Source organism: Streptomyces diastatochromogenes, from assembly GCF_002242805.1.
GTDB lineage: Bacteria > Actinomycetota > Actinomycetes > Streptomycetales > Streptomycetaceae > Streptomyces > Streptomyces diastatochromogenes.
Genome location: NZ_MCGQ01000044.1, coordinates 55,090 through 77,982 on the forward strand (window position 1 = coordinate 55,090; position 22,893 = coordinate 77,982).

Genomic DNA, 22,893 nt, shown 5'->3' on the forward strand with positions numbered 1-22,893 from the left:
GTGAGCTGACAGGTGGGCAGGCGCATGGGAGAGGATGCCCCAATGCGCTACCACTCGCCCTTCCGCCAGCCCGAACCACGCCCCGTGGCCGAGGGCGAACATCCGCTCTGGGACGAGGCCCTGGCAGCGGTCAACCGGGATCTGGCGGCGACCCTGCCGGAACAGCAGCCCCTGTGCCTGTTCGCGGTGCCCTGGGAGGAGGGCGAACCGGAGCAGGTCTACGTCGCCCTCGCCAACGGCGAGTGGCACGGGAACCCCTTGTCCGCCGCCGACGACCTTGAGGCCGTTGCCGAAGCCGCCCAGGAGACGGTCACGGAGCGGCTGTGGCGGGCGTGGCCGCTGTGCTCCGAGCACGACCTGGGGATGCACGTGCGCCAGGTGTCCGGGCGCCCGTCGTGGTGGTGCGCCGGTTCCGCGGCTCCCGGCGATCCGGCACACATCCGTGCGGCCGTAGGCGAGTTGGACACCCTCGGGCGCCCGCACCGGCCGAACCGGAAGCGCCGCAAGCAGCGCCCGCAGGGTTGACCGGGGGGCGGCCACGGGCACGGCACGGCGGCCGTGCCATGATCCCCGGATGCGCGAGACCGACGAACTGGCCCGGGTGGACGATCCGGCCTGGCCGGAGCTTCAGGAGCTGATCACGGCCGGTGCCGTGCCGGTCCGCGTGCTGCCCGCCGATCCCGAGGAGGGCCGCCGGTGCCTGCTGCAGATGCAGGTCACCGCGCGCTCCACGCTCGGCGCGCTGGCGCTGAACTGCGGCGGACTCGTCCTGGACGACGGATGGGTGCGGGTGTACGGCGGCGGCTCGGCAGCGGCCGGCGGACTGCCGAGCCTGGGCCGGGTCAACCGCTTCCCGGAGGAGTTCGATCCCGCCTGGCACCCAGCGTCCGGTCTGGTCGTCGGGCACGACGTGCTCGGCGGGGTGTTCGCGCTCAACGGCCACGACCCGGCCGGAGCGGGCCGCCCCGGCGACCCCGGGCAGATGACGTACTTCGCCCCCGACACCCTGGAGTGGGAGGCCCTGGACATGGGCCACTCCACCTGGGTGTGGTGGCTGCTGTCCGGCCGTCTGGAGACGTTCTACGACGGCCTGCGCTGGCCGGGCTGGCGCGAGGAGGCCGCGGAGCCGGACCTCGCGCAGGGCATCACCGTCTACCCGTTCCTGTGGTCCAAGGAGGCGCACGACGACCTCGCGGCCACGAGCCGGCGGCCCGTGGCGATGAGCGAAGTCCTGGGCGTGGCAGCGGACTTCGCCCGGCAGATGGGCCCGGCGGATCCGGGTTTCCTCGGCGAGGTGTGAGGCACCGCCGTCCGGCGGCTCAGCCCGCCCTGCGAAGGCCCCGCATCGACTCCGCGTACACGCCCGAAGCCACCGACAGCCCCACCGGCAGGGCGAGATCGATGCCGCCGAGGGCGGCGGCCACCGGCCCGGTGTACACGGTGTCGACGCACGCGGCGACGCCCGCCGCGAGGGCCAGCGCGCCGGACCGGTTGACCCCGCCCGTGTACCAGAAGGGGCTGCCCGGGGTCTCAACGTCCTCGACTCCGTCGAGAAGTCTCAGGCGGAGAGCCCGGACCCGGTACGGCACCGGGTCGAACACATCGAGACGGTGCCCGACGACACCGTACGGCGGTTCGCGCGGCTCGGCGTGGCCGCGTCCATGCAGCCCACCCACTGCTGCGAGTACACCCGGGCCGACCACACCGACAACTGGTCGCGCCGGCTCGGCGAGGAACGTGCCGCGCGCGTTCCGCTGCGGTGATCTGTGGGCGGCCGGCGCCCGGGTCGTCCTCGGCTCCGACTGACCCATCGCGCCGTACCCGCCGCTCCAGGTCATGGCCGGCGCCCGGCACCGCCGCCCCGCCGACCTCTCCCTGCCCCCGCACGGGCCCGAACAGGCCCTCACCGGAGCGCAGGCGCTGCGTTGTAGCCGACGGCCGGGCACCGCTGGGGTCAGCGCAGGGGAGTGCGCGCCGCGTACCCGGCGGGGCCCGCCGTGGCCGCCGCCTTCACCACGTCGACGTCACGCGCCCGGACATAGGCGAGCCGGTGCCCGAGCTGGATCTCGTAGTACGCCTCCTCGCCCTGCACCACCGGAGACGGGGAGTCGTCGGAGGAAGGTTTCTCCAGGTAGGAACCGAGGACGCGGGACTGCGTCACGTACCGCTGGCCCGCACGGAGGGTGTACGGGAGCGGCGACGGCTCGGGCTGCTCGTCCACACCCTCCGGGTAGGCGTCCTCCTCCGGCAGGGCGCGGCCGAACACCTCGATCTCCCTCAGGCCCTCCTTCGGGGTCACCGTCCGGCCGCGCGCGCCGACGGCTGTCGGGTGGGCCTGAGGGTTCTTGAACCATGCCTTGTGGCCCTGGTACCAGATCGCCGTCCAATCGCCGCTGCGTTCGGCGACCGCGAAGGTCTGGCCGGCGGAGACCCGCGACCCCAGGTCGTTGACGTCCTCCGTGGAGTCCTTGCCGTCGGGGTGCCGGCCCGGGTCCTGGATCAGCGGGGCGTCCTCGGCCGGGTCGGTGTGCAGACGGACCGCGCTGGAGCCGTGCGGCGCACACTTCACCCCGCTCTTGGTGCAGCCGGTGAACCGCGGCGTGTGGGTGGAGTAGTCCGGCAGGATCATCACGACGTCGCTGTCCGGCCCGGCGGTCGCCTTCAGCGGCGCGCCGAGCAGGTCGAAGTAGTGCCGCCAGTCCCAGAAGGGCCCCGGGTCGTCGTGCATGTCCGGAATGGTGTCCTCGGTCGGGGCCGGCACGTTGTCATGGCCGAAGATGTGCTGCCGGTCGAGCGGAACCCCGTACTTCCTCGCCAGGTACTTCACCAGGCGGGCCGAGGACCGGTACATCGTCTCCGTGTACCAGGCGTCGGGCTGCCGCAGGAATCCCTCGTGCTCGATCCCGATCGAGCGGGCGTTCACGAACTGGCTGCCGGAGTGCCAGGCCGCGTCCCTGATCCTGACGTGCTGGGTGATGTGGCCGTCCCGGGAGCGGATGGAGTAGTGCCAGGAGGCCTCCTCCGGATCCTGGATCGTCTGCAGCATCGACGCCAGCGGCGCCTCGGTGTCGTGGATGACGATGTAGTCGATCCGCTGGTCCTTGGGCCGGTCGGCCAGCTGGTGGTTGCCGTACTCGTCGTCGTCGATCTGGACGTACGGCGCGCTGAGCCAGGAGCAGGACAGGTCCGGCGGGCAGTCGACCTCTTTCGGCCGCGGTGTGCCCTTGGTGACGGGGCGGCGCGGGTGGACATGGGGGTTCGCGTCGAGGGTGACGCGCTGCCCCGCGTCGGTGGTGCGGTGCGCACCCCGGCGGATCACGTCGAAGACGTCGTTGGCATAGGTGTCCGCCGAGGCACGGTCGGCGGTGCCCGGGAAGCGGGCCACGGTCTCCCACCAGTCCCCCGGGTTGGGGCTGAGCGGCTTGTCGAGCTGTCGTTGGGTCGCCGCGAGGAGGGCGGCGCCGCCGCGCACGTTGGCGGCGTCGTCCGTCCGCAGCTGCTCGGCCGGCAGCCCGGTCAGGCGTGCGGCCTGTTGCAGGTCCGCCGGCGGGTTCGCCGGACGCGCGGCGGGCGGTCCCGCCGACCCCGCGCGCGGCTGGCCCTGCGGGTGCTGCGGCGTCTGCGGCGGCTGGGGTCTGGGCGCGTCCACCAGGTGCATCGGCCCGTAGCCGCCGACGACGCTGGGGGCGCCGTGATGGGAGTCCCACCGCGACTGCAGGTACGACACGCCCATCAGGACGCTGCGGGGGACCTGGTACTCGTTCGCCGCGGCGGTGTAGTCGTCCTGCAGAAGCTGGTCGGACGGTGTGCCGTCCGAGCGGTCGATCAGCAACGGCACCAGAAGCGCCGCCGAAGCGGTCACACAGATGATCCGCCGGTGCCCGCGTACGGCACTGGAGACGCGGGGGGCGACGCGCTTTTTCATGGAGGTGCCTCCGAGGGGTTTCAGCGTGGCGGCCAGGACAGATGCGACCAGGGCGCAGTGGATCGCCCTTCAGGGCAAAGGGGGTTGCCCTTCGCGTCACCCCTCGTACGTTTCCGTGCCTCGCGCGCCGCTGCGCGCCGAGCGTCACTGGCGTGGACCAGCCGTCGGGCACAGGCCACCCGGTCGGCGGCACCCCGCCCGCCGCGGCGGCGCGTCAGTTCTCGACCGGCTCCACGTGCCAGTCGGGGTGCCCCGGCATGGGCGGGGTGTGCGCCCCGTACAGCCAAGGCGTCAGAAAGGGCGTCAGATCCTCGCCGGCGACATGGGACGCGAGCCGGACGAAGTCCGCGGTGCCGGCGGCCCGGCCCCGGTAGGTCGTCACCCAGGAGCGTTCGATCCGGTCGAAGGTGTCCTCGCCCACCTTCTCCCGCAGCGCGTAGAGCACCAGCGCCGAGCCGTCGTAGCGCATCTGCCGGAACAGGGTGGGCTCGGTGGGCTCGGCGGGCGCGCCGTCGTCGTGCCGCCACTGGTCGTGCTGTTCGTAGGCGGCGCGCATCATGTCCTCCAGGTCGATGCCGCCGTGGGTGTCGGAGTGGAGCAGCTCGTAGAAGCGGGCGTGTCCCTCGCTCAGCCACAGGTCGGACCACCGCCGGATCGCGACGCTGTCACCGGTCCACTGGTGGGCGAGTTCGTGCACGAGGTTGCGCTCGGCGCCGACCTGATCCCCCAGCAGATCGGCGCTCGGTACGACGGACAGCGACTGCGTCTCCAGGGCCACCGGAAGGTCGGTGTCCCCGACCAGCACGCCGTAGCGGCGGAAGGGATAGGGGCCGAGCCGCTGTTCGAGCCAGGCCAGGTGCTCCGGGGTGAGCGAGCGGTACTTCTCGGTGCCGGCGACCAGGCCGTCGGGGACCACGTCCCGGACGGGCAGCCCGCGCGGGCCCGTGCCGTTCACGACGGAGAACCTCCCGATGGCCAGCTGGACCAGTTGGGCCGCGAGCGGATGCTCGGAGTCGTAGGTCCACCGGATCCGTCCGTCGGGTTGCCGGACGTGCCCGACGAGCCGGCCGTTGGCCACCGCGGTCAGCCCCGGCGGTGTGGTGACGCGGAAGGTGAACGGCGCCCGCACGCTGGGGTGGTCGTCGGCCGGGAAGACCATCCTGGCTCCGTCGGGCTGGAGCGACAGCAGGGTGCCGTCGGCCGTGGGGACCCAGCCGTAGTCCTGAATCGCGTCGTCGCGGTGCCGACGCTGCGTCGGATCGGCGGTGTAGGCGACCCGGACGGTGAACGTGCCCCCGCGGGCGATCGGCTTCGCCGGGGTGACGACCAGTTCGTCGCCGTCGCGCACGGCCTTCGCCGGTGTGCCGTCGACGGTGACCGTGTGCAGCGTGTTGCCCGCGAAGTCGAGGTCGAAGCGGGACAGGGCCTGCGTGGCGGTGGCGCTGACGGTGGTGGTCGCGCCGAAGGGCGTGCGGGGTGCGCGCCAGTCGAAGTCGAGGGTGTAGCGGCGCACCGAGTAGCCGCCGTTGCCGTCGAGCGGCACGAGCGGGTCGCCGAGCCCCGGGGCACCGGGGGAGGGGGCCTCGCCAGGCGAACCGTGGGCGCCGGGGGAGGCGCCGGGGGCGGGGTGCCCGGCGCGGTCCGGCACGCGGTGCTCCCCGACGGTGAGGACGACGGTGAGGACGGCGGCGCCTGTGAGGCCCACGGCACCACCGGCCAGGGCGAGGGCCGTACGGCGGGTACGGATGCCACGTCGGGTGCCGGCAGGCGTGTTGTCCATGGCGGCACTATGTCAGTAAGAGATCATTAATGCGATATGTCCACCAATTCCGACATAAGTACCTGTCGGTTGATATAAAGATCACGTCAAGGTGTGGCCCCCCTCTGAGCGGACCGTGCGGCCGTGCCCGTTGTCCGAGATCGGGCCTTCGAAGGAGAGGCATGCGGCCGTTCAGAATCGCGGCATCGCGACAGGTGCCGGTTCCCATGCCGCGCCGCCCCGCCCACCCGGAGGGCACCCAGGCGCGCTGGTACGGACCCTTGTCGGTCTGTGTGGATCTGGCCGGCGCGGCGCTGCCCGTCGCGGCCGCGATCGTGGAGGTCCGTGAGCCCCACCCGCTGCGGCTGGCGGCCGTCGCCGCCGTGCTGTGGCCGGTGATCAGAGTGGCCGGCAGGCGCTACACGCTCGCCGCCTGGGGCGACGGGGGCGGCCTGCGGGCCGTCCTCAGGGACTGGCTGGTGCTGGTCGGCGCTCTGGCGACGCTGCGCGTGATGTGCGGACTGGGCAGCGTGCCGGCCGACGCGTTCACGGCACTGATCCCCGCGCTCGTCCTCACGGCGACCTGCCAGAAGGTGATTCACCGTCATCTGCGGGCCGCCCGCCGCAGAGGCCGCGCACTGCGCCACGTCCTGATGGTGGGTGAGGGCCCGACGGTCGACGCGGTGGTCGAGCAGCTCGCCCAGCGCACCGACCACGAATACGTGATCGTCGGATCCTGCCCGGTCGGGGAGGACGAGCCGCTCTCCGGCGTACCCGTGGACCTGCGGCTGCCCTGCGAGGCGCCCGAACCCCCCGAGCAGGACGCCCAGGCGGTGCTCGGGGCGGCCGACAGACTCTCGGCCGACATGGTCTTCGTGGTGCCGGGCCCGCACATGGCGGGCGAGCGGCTGCGCCGGCTGTCCTGGGCGCTGCACGACCGGGGGTGCCCGCTCGTCGTGCTGCCCGGCATCGTCGACGTCACCCGCCGACGGGTCCGGCTCACCTCGGCGGCCGGACTCACCCTGCTGCACATCGTGCCGCCACTGCGCCGCGGCACGCCGACGCTGCTGAAGTCCGTCGTGGACCGCGCGGGCGCGCTGCTGCTGATCGTCGGGCTCGCGCCGCTGCTGCTCGCGCTGGCCCTGGCCGTCCGGCTCGGCTCACCCGGCCCGGCCCTCTACCGCCAGATGCGGGTGGGCCGGAACAACACGCCGTTCCCCATGTGGAAGTTCCGCACGATGGTGGTCGACGCGGACCGGCTCAAGAGCGAGCTGGAGGCGGCGAACGAGAACGACGGCCATATGTTCAAGATGCGCCGCGACCCCCGGATCACGCCCCTGGGACGCCTCCTGCGCCGATACTCCCTGGACGAGCTGCCCCAGCTGTTCAACGTCCTCCTCGGCCACATGTCCCTGGTCGGCCCGCGTCCCCCGGTGCCCGAGGAGGTCGTCAAGTACAACCCGGTCGAGATGCGCCGGCTCAGCGTCAAGCCGGGCCTGACCGGGCTGTGGCAGGTGAGCGGACGGTCGGACCTGTCCTGGCACGAGACGGTCGCCCTCGACCTGCGCTACGTCGACAACTGGTCCCTGGCTGTGGACATGAACGTGCTCGCCCGCACCGTGCGAGCGGTGCTGAACGGCCAGGGCGCCTACTGATCCGCCTGATCCGCCATCCGGGCAGGCCTGCCGCCAACACGCCTGAATCACGGGCGACGTGGCTCCCGGGGCGGGAAGGATCACGACCATGGACGCCTGAGTCCTCGGGAAGGGACACTCTCATGGCGCAGACCGTCGTCGCGCGATCCCTGCGCGGCTTCACCGGTGCCGGATACGACAAGGGGCGCCCCCTGCTCGTCCAGGCCGCCTGGTTCGCCGCCCTGCACCTGCTCTTCGTCAAGTGGTGGTTCCCGGCCCGCTGGCGGCCGGTGCTGCTGCGCGCCTTCGGCGCCCGGGTCGGAGAGCGGGTGCTGATCCGGCACGGCGTGCGGGTGCACTGGCCGTGGAAGCTGGAGATCGGTGACGACGTGTGGATCGGCGAGGGTGCCTGGATCCTCAACCTGGAGCCCGTCACGATCGGCAGCGACTGCTGTGTCTCCCAGGGCGCGCTGCTGTGCACGGGCAGCCATCGCCGCCGTTCCGTCACCTTCGAGTTCGACAACGGTCCGATCCGGCTGGAGCCGGGCAGCTGGGTCGCGGCCCGTGCCGTCGTCCTGCGCGGTGTCACCGTCGGCCGGGGCGGAGTGGTGGGCGCGGGCGCCGTGGCCCACCGGGACCTCGCGGCCGGCGCGGTCCTGACGGCGAAGGGGGTCTCCGCATGAGACTGCTCCACGTGGTCACGCTCGTCAGTGACGACGGTGCCTTCGGTGGTCCGCCGAGCGTGGCCCTCGCCCAGGCGGAGGAGCTGGTCGCACGCGGACACGACGTCACGCTGATGTCGCTGTGGCGGGGCAGCGGCCGGGCACCGGACCGTATCGGCTCCGTCCGGCTGCGCTCCCGGCCCGCCCGTACGCTGCTGCCGGGGCAGGGCTTCATCGGCCTGCTCGATCCCCGTCTGGTACGAGACCTGTGGCGGGCCATGGGCGGCGCCGATGTGGTGCATGTGCACGCGGGGCGCGATCTGGTCTCCCTCGCCGCGCTCGCCGTCGCCGCCCTGCGCCGCGTCCCGTGTGTGGCGCAGACCCACGGCATGGTCGAGCCGCGCACCGCGCTCCCCGTCCGGCTGTTCGACCTGCTGTACCTGCCGCTGCTGCGCCGGACGCGCACCTGCTTCGTCCTGACCGAGCAGGAGCGCCGGCTGGTGGCGCGGGTGCTCGGGCCGGACGGCCCGCCGCTGCGGATCCTGCCCAACGGCATCCGGCCGGGCCCGCCCGAACCGGGTCCGCGGCGGCCTCGCGACCCCCATGTGCTGTTCCTGGCCCGGCTGCATCCGCGCAAGCGTCCGGAAGCCTTCGTGGAGATGGCCGCGCTGGTCCACCAGGAGCTGCCCGAGGCCCGGTTCACGCTGTACGGCCCGGACGACGGATCGCTGCCCGCCGTACGCCGGCTCATCGCCGACGGGCTGACCGACGTGGTCCACTACGGCGGGGCGCTCGATCCCGCCGACGCGCGCGAGGCCTACCGGACGGCAGCCGTCCATGTGCTGGCCAGCGTGAACGAGCCGTTCGGCATGACCGTCATCGAGGCGATGGCCGCCGGCACCCCCGTCGTCCTCACCGACACCTGCGGCATCGCCGACGAACTGGCACGCCGGGGCGCCGCCGTCGTCACCGACGGCACCCCCCAGGCCATGGCGGACGCGGTCCGCCGCCTGCTCGCCGACCCGGACCTCTGCGCCGAGCTGGCCGAAGCCGGCCGGCGCGTGGTCGAGGACGTGTACTCGATCCGCGCCGTGGTGGACCGGTTGGAGGAGAACTACCGGAGAAGCGGCGGAAGTTCGGATCAGGCCGACTCTGCTCGGCGGGGCGCGGAGCCGGCCGCTTCGCGATCGGCCGGCTGATCGCTGCTACGGACCGTGCTGCGGCGGCAGTTCGGGTCATGCCAACCTCGCTCGGCGGGCTGCGGATCCGGCTGCTTCGGTTGCGGTCGGCTGATCGTCGGCATGGGCCGTGCTGCGGCGGCGGCGGTTCGGGTCAGGCCGAGCCTGCTCGGCAGGGTGGGGAGCCGGCCGTTTCGAACTCGGCTGGCTCGTCTCTTCGGACGGCGCTGCGGCGGCGGTTCAGGTCAGGCTGAGCCTGCTCGGCAGGGGGCTGGCCGTTTCGAACTCGGCTGGCTCGTCTCTTCGGACGGTGCTGCGGCGGCGGTTCAGGTCAGGCTGACTCTGCTCGGCGGGCTGCGAAGTCGGCCGTTCCGGGTTCGGCTGGCTGATCGTCGGCACGGGCCGTGCTGCGGCGGCGGTTCGGGTAAGGCCGAGCCTGCTCGGCAGGTGGGGTGCCGGCCGCTCCGGGTTCGGCTGGCTGATCGCCGTTACGGACGGTGCTGCGGCGGCAGTTCTGAACGCGCTCGGCAACTGGCGGAGCCGGCCGTTTTCGGTTCGGTCGGCTGATCGCCACCACGGACCGCGTTGCGGCGGTAGTTCGGATCGGGCCGACCTCGCTCGGCAGGTGCGGAGCGGGCCGCTGCAGGGTCGGCCCGCTGATCGCCGCCACGGACCGCCCCGCGGATGGTCAGCGGGGCGGTCCGTGGCATTCGGCACGTGTGCTCGCACGGCCGGCTCAGTGGGCCGAGGTGGTGCTCACCCTTCGGAGGATGTCCTCGAAGCGGGAGGCGCAGCCCTGCAGGGCGAACTCGCGCTCGGCCAGTGCCCGGCTCTCCTTGCCCAGCCGTTCGGCGCGGGCTGGGTCGGCCAGGACCTGCTGGACCCAGGAGGCCGCACCGTCCAGTGCGGACTCCTCCGGCGGGAGGACCGCCGACCCCGCCTGGTGGAGCAGTTGCGCGGCGAGGTTGTCGGCGGGCATGAGGCCGAGCACCGGCCGCCCGGCACACAGATAGGACAGGGTCTTGGACGGGACCGAGAACTGCCCCGCGTCCGGCCCCAGGAGGACGACGAGGACGTCGCCCGTGCCCAGCACCTCGGGCAGCCGTTCGTAGGGCTGGAAGGGCAGCAGGGTCAGCTCGACACCGCGGGCCGCGGCCGCTTCCCTGAGGACGGGTACGGCTGGGCCGTCGTTGACGACGACGAGCCGTACCGGAGCACCCCGGTCCCGCAGCCGTTCGGCCAGCTGTACCAGCAGCACCGGGTTGTGCTTCAGCCCCAGCGTGCCGGAGTACAGCACCGTCCGCACGTCGTTCAGACCGTGCTCCGCGGACCAGGCGTTGGTGCGTGCCACCGGGACGATCTCGTCCAGCGGCGCCCAGTTGGGGATGACGGTGACCTTGCCGGCGGTGCCCCACCGTTCGTGGACCCGCACGAAGGAGTCGGCGATCACCACGATGGCCGAGGCCCGGCGCGCCGACCACTTCTCGCCCGCCCCGAAGACCTTGGCGGCGAGGCCCATCGACTTCGCGACCTGCGCGGCGGCGAAGCTCCGCAACGCGACCGCGGTCACGTCCTGATGCCACAGCACCCACGGGATGCGCAGCCTCTTCAGGACGGCCGCGGTCACGACCAGCACCGGGATCGGCAGGTTGGACAGCAGCACCACGTCGGGCTTCTCGCGCCGTACCTGCCGGGCCAGTTCGAGGCCCAGCCGGGTCTCCTGGTGGAGCCGGTGGAAGTAGGCCTCCTTCCTCAGCTTCGTGCCGTCCCCGATGGTGGCGAAGCGGAGGCCGGCGCAGTCTCCGGCGAGGTTGCCCTTGCCGGAGACGTAGGCCGTGCACGTCGAGTGGACGACGTCATGACCACGGCGTGCCAACTCCCGGCTGAGCTGGGCCTGGAACGGGTGGCCGCTGTAGTCGTGGACGAGGATCCTCATCGGCTGTCCGTCTCCTCGCGTCTCACTGGTGGGAGCGCTTGACCTGGTCGTAGACCCAGGCGTAGGTCTTCTCCAGGCCGTCGGCCAGGGAGACCGACGGCTCCCAGCCGTGGATCTCGCGGATCAGGGCGTTGTCCGAGTTGCGGCCGCGCACCCCCTGCGGGGCGTCGAGCCGGTAGCCGCGCTCGCAGCGGATGCCCGCGATCTCCTCGACGATGTTGACGAGTTGGTTGATGGTCACCAGCTCCGAGGAGCCGAGGTTGACCGGTACGTCGCTGTCCCCCTTCATGATCATCTGGGTGCCGTGCAGGCAGTCGTCGATGTACATGAAGGAACGGGTCTGCAGGCCGTCGCCCCAGATCTCGATCCGGTGGTCGCCGGAGAGGACCGCCTCGGCGATCTTCCGGCAGACCGCGGCGGGAGCCTTCTCGCGGCCGCCGTCCCATGTGCCGTGCGGGCCGTACACGTTGTGGTAGCGGGCGACGCGCGAGATGAACCCGTAGTCCTCCGCGAAGTGGCGGCACATGCGCTCCGAGAAGAGCTTCTCCCAGCCGTAGCCGTCCTCCGGCTGCGCCGGATAGGCGTCCTCCTCCCGCAGCGCGGTGACGTTCGGGTCGGTCTGCTTGCCGGCGGCGTAGACGCAGGCGGAGGACGAGTAGAAGTACCGTTCCACGCCGTGCTCCTGCGCGGCCTTCAGCATGTGTGTGCTGGTCAGTACCGACATCATGCAGGCGGCCTTGTTGTTCTCGATGAAGCCCATGCCGCCCATGTCGGCGGCGAGCATGTACACCTGCCGTGCGCCCCGGACGCCCGCGCGCGCGTTCTCCAGGAGCGACAGGTCGGCGATCACGTTCTCCGCGGCGTCGTGCACCTGGTACCACTCGCGTTGGGGCTTGATGTCGATGGAGCGGACGGTCAGCCCCTGGTTCAGCAGGGCGCCCACCAGATGACCGCCGATGAATCCCCCGCCACCGGCAACGACGACGTCGACCTGCTTGCTCATGGGCAACTCCTCTGTCCTGGATTCTGTTCCGATAAGCAATACACATTTGTCCTGATTTGCGGTAAATGGCACGCCGCCCGGAACTTTCTCGTCACCCGATGACTGGGTCCGCGAACAGCCGTGCGGAGCTGGGGATTCGCGCGCGCCTGTATGGATTCGGGAAGAATGGACGTTATAAAGCTGTTGATGAAGGTTCAGTTGAAATGCCCGAGTGGCGCAGAAGTCGGGATGCGGGACGCCGGCATCCGCAGCGTGGCTGCGGTCTCGCTCTGGACCGTGGCGCTGATCGTTCTGCTGCCGGGTCTGATCCTCCAGTCATGCGACGCGCACCTGTCGGTGGCGCTCGCTCTGCAGGCCGTCGTCGTGGCGCACACCGGGGTGACGCTCACCCGCGTGCTCACCGCGACGACCGTGCGGCTCGTCGCCCTCGGCTTCTGGGTCTTCGCCTACATCTGGCTCGGCCTGGCGCCCCTGGCCATGCTCGCCACCGACACGTACCCGTGGGCCTACCGGGCAGGTGAGGGGACCGCCCTCATGGCCGTGGCCGTCATCGAACTCGGGCTCCTGGCCCACACCGCGGGAACGGCCTTCGCCGCCCGCCGGGAGCACGCGCTCGCCGCCCGTGCGGCCGTCGCCTCACCCGGAGCGGTGGAACGGCTGCTGTCCCGCCGTGTCGCGCCCTGGCGCCTGGTCGCGCTCTGCGCGCTCGCGCTCGCCCTCGCGGTGCTGCTGATCCCCGCTCAACCAGGTGGCCTCCAGGCCTACTTCACGAGCCGTCAGGCCCTGCGGGAAGCGGGCGCCATGGACAGCGAGCAGGACGCCTTCCTGATGGCCCTGCGCAACTGGTCGCTGTCCGTGCCCGCGTTCTGGGCCCTGCTGGGCCTGCTGCACGTGCCGCGGCTGCCCGGCGGCGACCGGCTGCTGCGCGGCATCCGCCGGCTGCTGCTACCGCTGCTCCTGGCACTCAACGTCGTCGTCAACAACCCCGTCAGCAAGCCCAGGTTCTGGGCCGGCACGGTGTTGCTGACCCTGCTGTTCACCGTGCCCCGGCTGTGCCGGCCCCGCACCTTCCGCGCCATCGCGGCCACCCTCATGACGGCCGTGCTGCTCGTCTTCCCCTACAGCGACTACTTCCGCTACAGCGACCGGGAACAGATCGCCGTCGTCTCCCTCGCCGAGCAGTTCACCACCAACGGCGACTACGACGCCTACCAGCAGGTGCAGACCGGCATCGACTACGCGCGGGAAAAGGGGTTCTCGCCCCAGAACGCGCTGGGTCCCCCGCTGTTCCTGGTCCCGCGCTCGGTGTGGCCGGACAAACCCGAGGACACCGGCATCACCCTGGCCCAGTACGCGGGCTACGACTTCCTCAACCTCTCGGCGCCGCTGTGGATCGAGAGCTATCTGTGGGCCGGCCCGCCCGCGGTGGCCGTCGTGTTCTTCCTGCTCGGCGCGGCCGGACGCCGGATGGACGACGTACGGCACCGGCTCCGCGACCGGCCGGGCACCCTCGCGGCGCTGCTGGTCCCGGCCTTCGCCTTCTACCAGATGGTCTTCCTGCGCGGCAGCCTGCTCGGCATCGTGGGCCCGCTGATGCTGCTGGTGACCATCCCGCTGCTCATCACCACCCCCACGGCCCGGGCATCCCGGTCCCGCTCGGCCGCGCTGTCGACCGCACCCACCCGTCACGCATCGATCCCCGGAACAGGAGGGCACTCGTGACCGGCCCCTTCCACCTCGACGACCGGTACGACGAGCCGGACCAGCTACGCGACCAACTGCGCCGACTCCTGCGCCACCGCGCCATGATCGCGTTGGGGATCGTCCTGGGACTGCTCGCCGGAGCGGCCCTGGCGCTGGTCCGCACCCACACCTACACCTCCACCAGCGAAGTCCTCGTGCGCTCCACCACCGACCCCTTCGGCACGGTCGCCGTGGCCGCGGACAACCAGGTCAGCATGGGCACCGAGCAGCAGATCGCCGCCAGCGCCGCGGTCGCCATCCGCGCGGCGCACACCCTGGGACAGTCCCCGAGCCGGGCGGGCGCGCTCCAGGACCGGCTGCGGGTCACCAACCCGCCGAAGTCCCAGGTGCTCCGCTTCGAGTTCACGGCCGACAGCCCCAAGCGTGCGGCGCGCGGCGCCAACGCCTTCGCCGAGGCCTACCTGGCCGACCGCAAGGGCCGCAACGACGCCGCCGTGGAGCGGGCCACCCGGGGCGTGGAGCAGCAGATCGCCGCGGTGACCAAGCAGTCGGTCAAGAAGAAGAGCGACGACGGCGACTCCGCGGACTCCGCGGACTCCGTGAACTCCGCGGTCCAGAGCGAGATCGCCACCCTGCACAAGCGGGTCTCCGACATCAACTCCCGTGACACCACCGGGGGTGACATCGTGCGCAGTGGCGAGGCCCCCAGGCATCCTTCCGGGCCCGGCTGGCCGATCCTGCTCGTGCTCGGCCTCGCGAGCGGTCTCGCCCTCGGCATCCTGCTGGCCTGGCTGCGCTCCGCCCTCGACTCCCGGGTCCGCTCGGCCGACGAGGCCCGGGCCGCGCTGCGCGCTCCGGTGTTCGGCATGCTGCCCCGCCAGGACCACGACGGGGAGGCCCTGCTGACGGTCGGCCACACCGGCGGCGACCGCACCGAGGCCTACCGCGCCCTGGCCTACCGCCTGCGCCAGACCGGGCCTTCGGCCGGCGCCGGCCGCGTACTGGTCGTGGCCCCCCGGCGCCGTACCGCCACGGGGGAGGTGGCCGTGAACCTGGCCGCGGCCCTCGCGGAGTGCGGGGACGAGGTGTTGCTGGTCGACGCCGACCCGGACACGCCCGGCCTCGCGACCCGGCTGCCGCTCGTGCCGGAGGACGCCCGCACGCCCGAGGAGAAGTCCCTGCCCGAAGGGAGCCTCCCCGTCGACGCCGGTACCGCCGGGCGATTCGCCTGCTGCTCCAGCGCTGGCACCGGTGCGTACGTCCAGGCGGGCGTGTCCGGCGCGGTCCACCGGGTCCTGTCCGGCGCCGACTCCGACACCACGGTCGTCGTCACCCGGCCGCTCCTGGAGCACGCCGACGCCCTGGCGGTCGCCCAGCGCGTCGACGGCGTCCTCCTGGTCACCGACCTCGACACCACCCGGCGGGACGACCTCAGGCGGGTGCACGAGCTGATCGGCTGCTCGGGCGGCAACCTCCTCGGCACCGTCCTCGACGCCGGCCGTCCGTACGGACGCCTCCGCGCCGCCCTGCGCCGTCGCACCCAGCGGCGTCCCACGGTGGAGCCCGCCATCCCGATCGTGGAACAGTCCGCGAAGGACGACACACTCACGGTCTCCCGCGGGTGACCGCGCCCGGAGCGACCGCTCCCACCCCCGCGGGGACCTCCGCCCCGAGCGGGGTCGCCGCCGCCGCACGGGGCGGATGGTGGGGCGTGGCGGGTTCCGCGGCGAACGCCGTCTTCGCCTTCGTCCTCGTCGGCCTGATCACCCGCGCCGCCGGAGCGCGTGGGGCGGGCGCGGTCTTCACGGGCGTGGCCCTGTTCACCATCCTCAGCAACACCTGCAAGCTGGGCTCCGACACCGGGCTGGTCCGCTTCGTCTCGCGCGACCTCGCCGTCAACGGGGGCCGCTCGGTGGGTGCTCTGCTGCGGGTGGCCGTCGTACCGGCGGCCGTGGCCAGCACCGCGGCAGCCCTGCCCCTGCTGCTGTTCCCCGCCGTGGCCACCACGTTCCTGCCCCACCTGCCGCCGGCCGACGCGGTCACCCTGGTCCGGCTCTTCGCGGTGTTCCTGCCCGCCGCCACCATCGGACTCGTCCTGCTCGGCGCCACACAGGGCCACGGCACGGTCGTGCCGTTCGTCGGCGTGGAGCAGATCGGCAAACCCGTGCTGCGCGTGCTGATCGCCGTCCCGGTGGCGTACTACGCGCCCGGGATGCTGTCCCTGGCCGCGGCCTGGTTGCTGCCCGCGCTGGCCGGCACCGTGGCCGCGTGGCTGGCCCTGCGCCGGTGCCGCGCCGTCCGCGGCACGGCGCACCCGGCCGGGCGCGGGGCCGCGCCCTGGCACGCCTTCTGGAGCTTCTCGGCACCCCGCGCGGTCTCCTCGATCTTCGACATCAGCGCGGTCTGGGTCGGCGTCATCCTGCTGTCCGCACTCGCCACCAGCACCGAGGCGGGCGTCTACACCGCCATCGGCCGCGTCGTCACCGCGGGCACCCTGCTCCAACTCGCCGTCCGGCTCGCCGTGGCACCCGAGATCAGCCGGATGCTCGCCGTCGACCACGTCTCCGAGGCGCGCCATCTGCACCACATCTCGACCTGCTGGATCGTGCTCTTCTCCTGGCCGCTGTTCGTCCTCGTCGCCGGCTTCCCCCGGACCGTTCTCTCGGTCTTCGGCCCGGAGTTCGTCGCCGGGGCACCCGCTCTGGTCGTGCTGTGCGTGGCCTCGCTGATCAACGTCGCGGTAGGCAACGCCCAGACCGTGCTCCTCATGGCGGGCAAGAGTTCCTGGCATCTGGCCATCACCGCCGTGGCGTTCACGGTGCAACTGACGGTCGGCGTGCTCGCCGTTCCGAGGTGGGGCGTCCTCGGTGCCGCCGTGTCCTGGGGTGCGGCCATCGTCGTGGAGAACCTCTCGGCAGCACTGATCATCCGCCTGCGCCTCGGCTTCACGACCGTCGACCGCGGCTACACCACCGCCCTCGGCATCGCCCTGGTCGTCTCGGTGGTGTTGGCGGCCCCTCGCATGCTGATGGGTGACACTCCGTCAGGACTCGCCGTCGGAATGACCTTGGGAATGTGTGTATTTGGTACTACTTTGTGGTGGTATCGAAGGTCGCTGGGAGTGAGCGAGCTGGTCGGAGTGCTGCGCAATCGCGCCGCATGAGCCCAGGCAGGGTCGCACGGTCCGGGTTCGCGAAGTCCCGCCCCACTCCCCGCGCGCCGCCCACACCACTGCTATCCGGGGTGTCCCTTGCGCCTGAGAAAGCTCCCAACGAAGGTGGCCACCAGGGCCGTCGCCGCCACTCTCTGCTGCTCCGCCGCCCTGTTCAACGCCTCCTCCGCCGTGGCCGCCGACGTAGCGCCCCGGACGTCGTTCAGTGCCGATCCGCTGGCCACCTGGCAGACGGACGGCATCGTCTGGTCACTGGCCTACGCGAACGGTGTCGTCTACGCCGGGGGAACCTTCGACGCGGTACGGCCGCCGGGCGCCGCCCCCGGCAAGCGGGAGATCCCGCGCCACAACTTCGCCGCGTTCGACGCCGTGACCGGGGCCCTGCTGCCCTGCGCCCCGTCGTTCACCGGCGGCGAGCGAACCGTACGTGCCCTCAAGACCTCGCCCGACGGCAAGGTGCTGTACGTGGGCGGCTCCTTCAGCCATGTCGGGTCCACCGGCGTGGCCAGCGCGGTCGCCCTGAACACGGCCCACTGCTCGCTGCGCAAGGACTTCAGGCCCGCGGTGTCCGCGACCGTACGGGCCATCGACACGACGGGCGACGCGGTGTACCTCGGCGGTGATTTCAACGTCGTCGACGGCAAGGCCAGGAACCGCGTCGCCGCCCTCGCACCCACCGGCGCGCTGCTGCCCTTCACGGCGGACATCGACCGTCCGGTGCGCGCCCTGTCGGCCGTGCCGTCGCGCCACGAGCTCCTCGTCGGAGGCGACTTCGACCAGGTCAACGGTGAGAGGGCGCACGCGCTGGTGGCCCTGGACTCCCGCACCGGCGCGTCGGTGCGCAGATATCCCGACTGGCTGCCGCTGAATTCGACGGTCAGGACGATCACGAACGACGGCAACCGCTTCTACCTGGGTGCCGACGGCCATGGCCCGGGCTCCTACGACGGCCGCATCGCGGGCCGTCTCGATGACGGCACCATGGCGTGGTACGACAACTGCCAGGGCGCCACCCAAGCCGTCCTCCTCTACCGCGGTGTCCTCTACAGCGGCTCGCACGCACACAACTGCAGCCAGGCGCCCGGCGGATTCCCCGAGCGGCACGACCGGCAGCACCTGCTGGCCCAGTCGCCCGAGAACGGGAGGATCCTGCACTGGTTCCCCGACACCAACGACGGGCTGGGGGAGCCGGTGGGTCCCCGCGCCATGACGATGGCCGGGGACATCCTGTGGGTGAGCGGCGAGTTCACCAAGGTCAACGACAAACCGCAGCAGAGCCTCACCCGCTTCGCGGCCGGCCCCGACACCGGGGCGCCGAAGGTTCCCTCGCTCGCGCTCTCCGGCGCGAGCTCCGGAAAGGTCGCCGTCCACTGGCAGGCCTCGTGGGACCGGGACGACGCGTCGCTGACGTACCTGCTCTACCGGGACGGGAAACTCGTCTCACGGCAGAGCCAGTCGTCCACCTACTGGGACCGCCCATGGATGAGCTTCACCGACTCCGTGCCCGCCGGCACCCGTCACCAGTACCGGATCGAGGTGACGGACGGGAAGAACACCTCGCGGAAGTCCCCCTCCCTGAACGTGGCCGTCCCCGCGAAGGCCACCGTCAGGGGAGCGGGTGACCCGTGGACGTGACCCGCATCGGATACGCGCCCGGCGTCTGGGACCTGTTCCACATCGGGCACCTCAACATCCTGCGCGAGGCGCGTCGCCACTGCGACCGCCTCGTCGTGGGCGTCACCTCCGACGACCTGGCCAGGCGCATGAAGGGCCGGCCGCCGGTCATCCCGCTCGCCGAACGCCTGGACATCGTCCGCAGCCTGCGCCACGTCGACGAGGCCGTCGTCGAGTGGGAGGACGACAAGGTGGAGCGGTGGAAGACGATCGGCTTCCATGTCGTCTTCAAGGGCGACGACTGGCGGGGAACGCCCAAGTGGGACGCGCTCGAACGGCACTTCGCGCAGGTCGGCGTCGAAGTCGTCTACTTCCCCTACACCATGCACGTCTCCAGCACGCTGCTGCGCGGTGCCCTGGAACTGCTCTCCGCGCAGGAGCCGCCGCACATCCCCTCAGCGCAGCTCGCGAAACCACTTGACCAGGAAGGCGGCCATGAACAGGACATGGGCGAGCAGCAGGGTGCAGTACAGGAGAAGGAAGATGTGCTGACTCCCCAGGAATAGGAAGCTCAGGCAGGTCACGCCGTAGTCGACCGGGAGGAGCAGCACGGACCACAGCGCCGGGGTCGACCCCGCCGGCGCGTCGGCCGTCGCCCGCCGCTTGAGCTTCTCCGTCAGCACCCCGGCGAAGAAGATCACCACGGCCGCGAGCTGAAAGACCATCGGCGCCAGCAGGAAGACCGGGCTGGGCAGCGCGAAGAACCGGTAGAACGACACCAGCACCACGAGGTGCAGGCTGACGAGCTTGACGCAGTCCAGCACATGGTCCAGCCACTCGCCGGACGGACTCCCCGAGCGCTGACCGCGCGCGAGTTGCCCGTCCGCCGCGTCCAGGGCGAACCCCACGGTCATCGCCGCACCGACGCAGAGCGACATCACCCGGCCGGGCGGCAGCAGAGCCACGGTGGCCAGGGCCGGAAAAGTGAACAGGGCGCCGAGCGTGGTGAGCTGATTGGGCGTCGCCCCGACGCGGTAGGCCACCGCGGCCAGTACCCGGCCGGCCGGACGGTTGACGAACAGGCTGTAGACCGACGCCCCCTTCGCGGGCTTCTGTGCCGACGACAACTGCCTGAGCACTTCGGCAAACTCGGTCATTTCCCACCTTATTGAGAAAATCGCTGGAAGGAGGCAATTATGGCAGAATCGGGTGGCGGAGTGTCCCGTGTCAGCCGTCGGCATCTCCTGCGTGGCGGAGCGTCGGCGCTGGCCGCGACGGCTCTGTCCACCCGCGCGGCCGCCGCCGTCGGCTCGAAAGGCCGGGACAACTCGGCAACGGTGGTCAACGTGGCCGACCTCGGGGCGGTGGGCGACGGGCGGACCGACGCCAGCGCGGCGTTCGAGGTCGCCTACTCCTTCGCCGCCGCACGCGTTTCCCAGGGCGTCGGCCGTGTGGTGATCCAGATCCCCGCCGGCGAGTTCCTCATCACCCGTCCCAACGCGCTGCTCGACGGCGTCGCTCCGCCCCGGCCCGCGAACGGCCTGCGCTTCGCCGGAGCGGGCAAGCGGATGACGACCCTCGTCTTCCGCCCGGAGACCGGCCCGGGCTCCTATCTCTGCCGCAACGAGGACGTCTGGTCGAATCTCTCCTTCGAACGCATGGAGTTCCACTCGGCCACGCCCGGCGCCTCCTTCTTCAGCTCGTACTCGACCGGGCAGGCGCAGGACTACCGGTTCTCGGAGTGCGAGTGGACGGGGGAGTGGGAGTACGGGCTCGCCCTGGACGGCACGGACACCAACTCGGAGATGCGGTGGGAGGCGTGCCGGGTCGGCGGCAGCTATCGCCGGGCCTTTCTGTATTCCGGGCTCGCGAAGCGCTGGAAGGACCAGCCCAACGACCAGGACCAGTTCCTCAACTACTGGTTCACCGACATGAAGGTCGAATACGAATGGGGCAACTTCCTGGAGTTCCCCTACGGCGGTTCGATCAGCTGCCGGGGCGGCTCGTACATCATCACCGGCAAACGCCCGGAAAGCTCCCCGGAGTACGGCACCACGAGCACGTTCTTCCGCTTCCCGGTCAACGTGCACCACGACTCGGTGCAGCGTTTCCACGCCGAGGACATCCGCTTCGAGGTGCGCAATCCCGACGTGCGGGTCATCGACTGCGTGTGGAACGGCGGAACGGTCCACTTCAGCGACTGCGACGACACCGCCTTCGCCTACCGGGACTTCTCCGCCGAAGTCCGCCCGCACCGCTACGCGGTCGGTCCGCGGGGGCCGCTGATCCGCTACGACTCCTGCCAGTTGGTGGGCCGCCACGAGTACCGGACCACCTCCGCACAGGACACCCTTCCGGCGCTCGCCCGCTACGACATGTGCCTGCTCCGCAGCCACACGGCCGGCGACTTCGCGGTCCCCGCCGACGGCACCGACCGGCCCGGCTTCGTGCGATTCGTCGACTGCATCGACGCGGGGAACACCAGCCCCCCGCCCCAGCCGGCGTCCCCCACCGCCGCGCCCCCGTGCGTCACCCCGAACCCGTCCCCGGCGCCTTCTCCGACCTCGTCCCCGGGCCCGACGCCCACCGCGACGCCCGAGCCGAGCCCCGCGACGACTCCTCCGGCCCCGGACCTGCCGACCCCGTCCGGCAGCGACCAGGCCGGCTGCCCGGCCAAGCCGTAGATCCGGCGGGTGGCCCCGCCACCTGCCCTGACGGCGGGTCACTCGTCGGAGGGACTTTACGGCGCTTCAGCAGGATGGGGGGATCCGGGTGGCCAGAGATTCCGTGGGCGCCTAATACTCCAGAAAGGAGTCATTGCCACGCTTCGGTCCTCGCCCTTTCACCGGGTTCACCATGCTGCGGCGCAGTAATGCCACCACCCCATGGATCGCAGTCGGGCGCCTTGTTTTCCGCTGGGAATCACGCGGTCGCGCCCCACGACAGGAAAGGCATGAGGATGTCACGCTTGGCGCATTCGGCGCTGCACCGGGTCCGTCCGGGCATGGCCGCGATTTCCGCTGTCGCCGCTGTGGTGGCCGTCGGCGTGGTCCAGACGACCGCGACCGCCGCGGCACCGCCGGCCGTCCCTCGTGCGCAGGGCGGCGGATCCGGCGCGCACCGTGAGGGTGCACCGTCGGGTGTCAGCACGCTCTCGGACCGGCTGACGACCCCCTGGGGGATTTCGTTCCTGCCGGGCAGGAACGCCGCGCTGGTGACGGAACGCGACACCGCCACGGTCTGGAAGGTCGCCCTGAACGGGTCCAAGCAGAAGGTCGGCACGGTCCCGAAAGCGGTGTGGAACTACACGACGCAGGACAAGGGCGGTCTGCTGGGTGTCGCCGCGTCACCGACCTGGAACGGGACCACGGACCGGGCCGTGTTCTTCATGGAGACCACGGCCGGCGACAACCGCGTGGTCAGGATGAACTTCGACGGCACCTCGCTGAGCGGCTACACCCCGATCCTCACCGGAATCGTCAGGGACACCCAGCACAACGGCGGAAAGATCGCCTTCGGCCCCGACGGATATCTCTATGTCACCACCGGCGACGCGCAGCAGTCCGGGCTGGCCCAGGACCGGAACTCGCTCAACGGAAAGATCCTGCGGATCACCAAGACCGGTGCCGCCGCTCCCGGAAACCCGTTCGGAACCCGCGTCTACAGCTACGGCCACCGCAATCCCCAAGGCCTGGCCTGGGACCGCAACGGACGCTTGTGGGAGACCGAGATCGGCGAGTCGACCTGGGACGAACTCAACCTCATCAAGCCGGGTGGGAACTACGGCTGGCCCAAGTGCGAGGGGAGTTGCTCCGTCGCGGGCATGAAGAATCCCAAGATGGTCTGGAAGCCGGACCAGGGAGGCGTGCCCGCCCAGATCGCGGTCGTCAAGAACGTCATCTACGCCACGACCCTCAGCGGCCGCAGGCTGTGGCGGCTGCCGATCGACGCCACCGGCCAGGGCATCCAGCCGGCGACGGCGTACTACACCGGCGCCTACGGCCGGCTGCGGGCGCTCGCCAAGGTCCCGGGCGCCGACCAGCTCTGGCTGGGCACGAGCGACCGCGGCGCGGAGAAGGACCTCCTTCTCAAAGTGACCATCAAGTGACGACCCCCTGCTGAACAAGGGGGCGAACTCACCACTGCCGAAAGGAAGGCACACATCATGACCGAAGCCATCGAACACATCGAGCAGCCGGCCGGGACCACCGTCGAGGAAGCCGACCGGACCGCGTGGCAGACCCCCGGGTACACCGTCGTCGACACCGCGCTCGAGGTCACCGCCTACTCGCTCAGCGTCCGCTAG

The 22,893-nt window shown here is 71.4% G+C and carries 18 protein-coding genes and 1 pseudogene; 14 read left to right on the top strand and 5 right to left on the bottom strand.

From position 1 onward, the window contains the following. Positions 1 to 42: 42 nt before the first annotated feature. The 3 genes and pseudogenes from BEK98_RS38825 to BEK98_RS38840 all read left to right on the top strand — a co-directional run. Positions 43 to 525, top strand: a complete 483-nt coding sequence (locus tag BEK98_RS38825) for a hypothetical protein (RefSeq protein ID WP_094221472.1) — start codon at positions 43 to 45, stop codon at positions 523 to 525. A gap of 49 nt (positions 526 to 574) precedes the next feature. Continuing rightward, positions 575 to 1,300: a DUF2625 domain-containing protein gene (locus BEK98_RS38830; protein ID WP_094221473.1), complete on the top strand. Its 726-nt coding sequence runs from the start codon at positions 575 to 577 to the stop codon at positions 1,298 to 1,300. A gap of 91 nt (positions 1,301 to 1,391) precedes the next feature. Continuing rightward, positions 1,392 to 1,926, top strand: a pseudogene (locus BEK98_RS38840) (amidohydrolase family protein); the annotation flags it as partial. Between the two features lie 28 nt (positions 1,927 to 1,954). Here the strand turns inward: BEK98_RS38840 and BEK98_RS38845 are convergent. Together BEK98_RS38845 and BEK98_RS38850 are read right to left on the bottom strand one after the other, a co-directional pair. Beyond that, complete coding sequence (locus BEK98_RS38845) at positions 1,955 to 3,925, bottom strand: N-acetylmuramoyl-L-alanine amidase (RefSeq protein WP_094221474.1); 1,971 nt, start codon at positions 3,923 to 3,925, stop codon at positions 1,955 to 1,957. A gap of 214 nt (positions 3,926 to 4,139) precedes the next feature. Next, positions 4,140 to 5,705 (bottom strand): M1 family metallopeptidase, encoded by a 1,566-nt coding sequence (locus BEK98_RS38850; RefSeq protein WP_244202165.1) that lies wholly within the window; start codon positions 5,703 to 5,705, stop codon positions 4,140 to 4,142. 206 nt (positions 5,706 to 5,911) lie between these two features. Here BEK98_RS38850 and BEK98_RS38855 point away from each other — a divergent pair, with 206 nt between their 5' ends. From BEK98_RS38855 to BEK98_RS38865, 3 genes are all read left to right on the top strand, one after another. Then, positions 5,912 to 7,339, top strand: a complete 1,428-nt coding sequence (locus BEK98_RS38855; RefSeq protein ID WP_244202166.1) for a sugar transferase — start codon at positions 5,912 to 5,914, stop codon at positions 7,337 to 7,339. 122 nt (positions 7,340 to 7,461) lie between these two features. Next, positions 7,462 to 8,001 (top strand): LbetaH domain-containing protein, encoded by a 540-nt coding sequence (locus BEK98_RS38860; RefSeq protein WP_094221475.1) that lies wholly within the window; start codon positions 7,462 to 7,464, stop codon positions 7,999 to 8,001. Then, positions 7,998 to 9,179 (top strand): glycosyltransferase family 4 protein, encoded by a 1,182-nt coding sequence (locus BEK98_RS38865; protein ID WP_094221476.1) that lies wholly within the window; start codon positions 7,998 to 8,000, stop codon positions 9,177 to 9,179. Before BEK98_RS38860 ends, BEK98_RS38865 begins: the two co-directional genes overlap by 4 nt. Before the next feature lie 715 nt (positions 9,180 to 9,894). Here the strand turns inward: BEK98_RS38865 and BEK98_RS38870 are convergent. Both BEK98_RS38870 and BEK98_RS38875 read right to left on the bottom strand, forming a co-directional pair. Further along, positions 9,895 to 11,094, bottom strand: a complete 1,200-nt coding sequence (locus BEK98_RS38870) for a glycosyltransferase family 4 protein (protein WP_094221477.1) — start codon at positions 11,092 to 11,094, stop codon at positions 9,895 to 9,897. Between the two features lie 22 nt (positions 11,095 to 11,116). Next, positions 11,117 to 12,097: an NAD-dependent epimerase/dehydratase family protein gene (locus tag BEK98_RS38875; RefSeq protein WP_094221478.1), complete on the bottom strand. Its 981-nt coding sequence runs from the start codon at positions 12,095 to 12,097 to the stop codon at positions 11,117 to 11,119. Positions 12,098 to 12,325: 228 nt separating this feature from the next. On the opposite strand from BEK98_RS38875, the gene BEK98_RS38880 reads away from it, so the two are divergent. From BEK98_RS38880 to BEK98_RS38900, 5 genes are all read left to right on the top strand, one after another. After that, complete coding sequence (locus BEK98_RS38880) at positions 12,326 to 13,819, top strand: hypothetical protein (RefSeq protein WP_244202167.1); 1,494 nt, start codon at positions 12,326 to 12,328, stop codon at positions 13,817 to 13,819. Beyond that, entirely contained in the window at positions 13,816 to 15,426 is a 1,611-nt protein-coding gene (locus tag BEK98_RS38885; protein WP_094221479.1) for a hypothetical protein, read from the top strand. The genes BEK98_RS38880 and BEK98_RS38885 overlap by 4 nt, the downstream gene beginning before the upstream one ends. Further along, complete coding sequence (locus tag BEK98_RS38890; RefSeq protein WP_094221480.1) at positions 15,423 to 16,964, top strand: lipopolysaccharide biosynthesis protein; 1,542 nt, start codon at positions 15,423 to 15,425, stop codon at positions 16,962 to 16,964. The genes BEK98_RS38885 and BEK98_RS38890 overlap by 4 nt, the downstream gene beginning before the upstream one ends. 114 nt (positions 16,965 to 17,078) lie before the next feature. Then, entirely contained in the window at positions 17,079 to 18,608 is a 1,530-nt protein-coding gene (locus BEK98_RS38895) for a fibronectin type III domain-containing protein (RefSeq protein WP_244202168.1), read from the top strand. After that, entirely contained in the window at positions 18,599 to 19,153 is a 555-nt protein-coding gene (locus tag BEK98_RS38900) for an FAD synthase family protein (RefSeq protein ID WP_341869033.1), read from the top strand. The genes BEK98_RS38895 and BEK98_RS38900 overlap by 10 nt, the downstream gene beginning before the upstream one ends. Here BEK98_RS38900 and BEK98_RS38905 read toward each other — a convergent pair. Beyond that, positions 19,043 to 19,744 carry a CDP-alcohol phosphatidyltransferase family protein gene (locus tag BEK98_RS38905; RefSeq protein ID WP_094221482.1) on the bottom strand — a complete coding sequence of 234 codons (702 nt, stop codon included), beginning with the start codon at positions 19,742 to 19,744 and terminating at the stop codon, positions 19,043 to 19,045. The two genes, BEK98_RS38900 and BEK98_RS38905, sit on opposite strands and share 111 nt — an antisense overlap. 39 nt (positions 19,745 to 19,783) lie before the next feature. On the opposite strand from BEK98_RS38905, the gene BEK98_RS38910 reads away from it, so the two are divergent. From BEK98_RS38910 to pqqA, 3 genes are all read left to right on the top strand, one after another. After that, positions 19,784 to 21,271: a glycosyl hydrolase family 28-related protein gene (locus tag BEK98_RS38910; RefSeq protein ID WP_244202169.1), complete on the top strand. Its 1,488-nt coding sequence runs from the start codon at positions 19,784 to 19,786 to the stop codon at positions 21,269 to 21,271. A gap of 320 nt (positions 21,272 to 21,591) precedes the next feature. After that, positions 21,592 to 22,695 carry a PQQ-dependent sugar dehydrogenase gene (locus tag BEK98_RS38915; protein ID WP_094221513.1) on the top strand — a complete coding sequence of 368 codons (1,104 nt, stop codon included), beginning with the start codon at positions 21,592 to 21,594 and terminating at the stop codon, positions 22,693 to 22,695. A 57-nt stretch (positions 22,696 to 22,752) separates the two neighbouring features. Beyond that, entirely contained in the window at positions 22,753 to 22,893 is a 141-nt protein-coding gene (gene pqqA / locus BEK98_RS38920) for a pyrroloquinoline quinone precursor peptide PqqA (RefSeq protein WP_094221484.1), read from the top strand.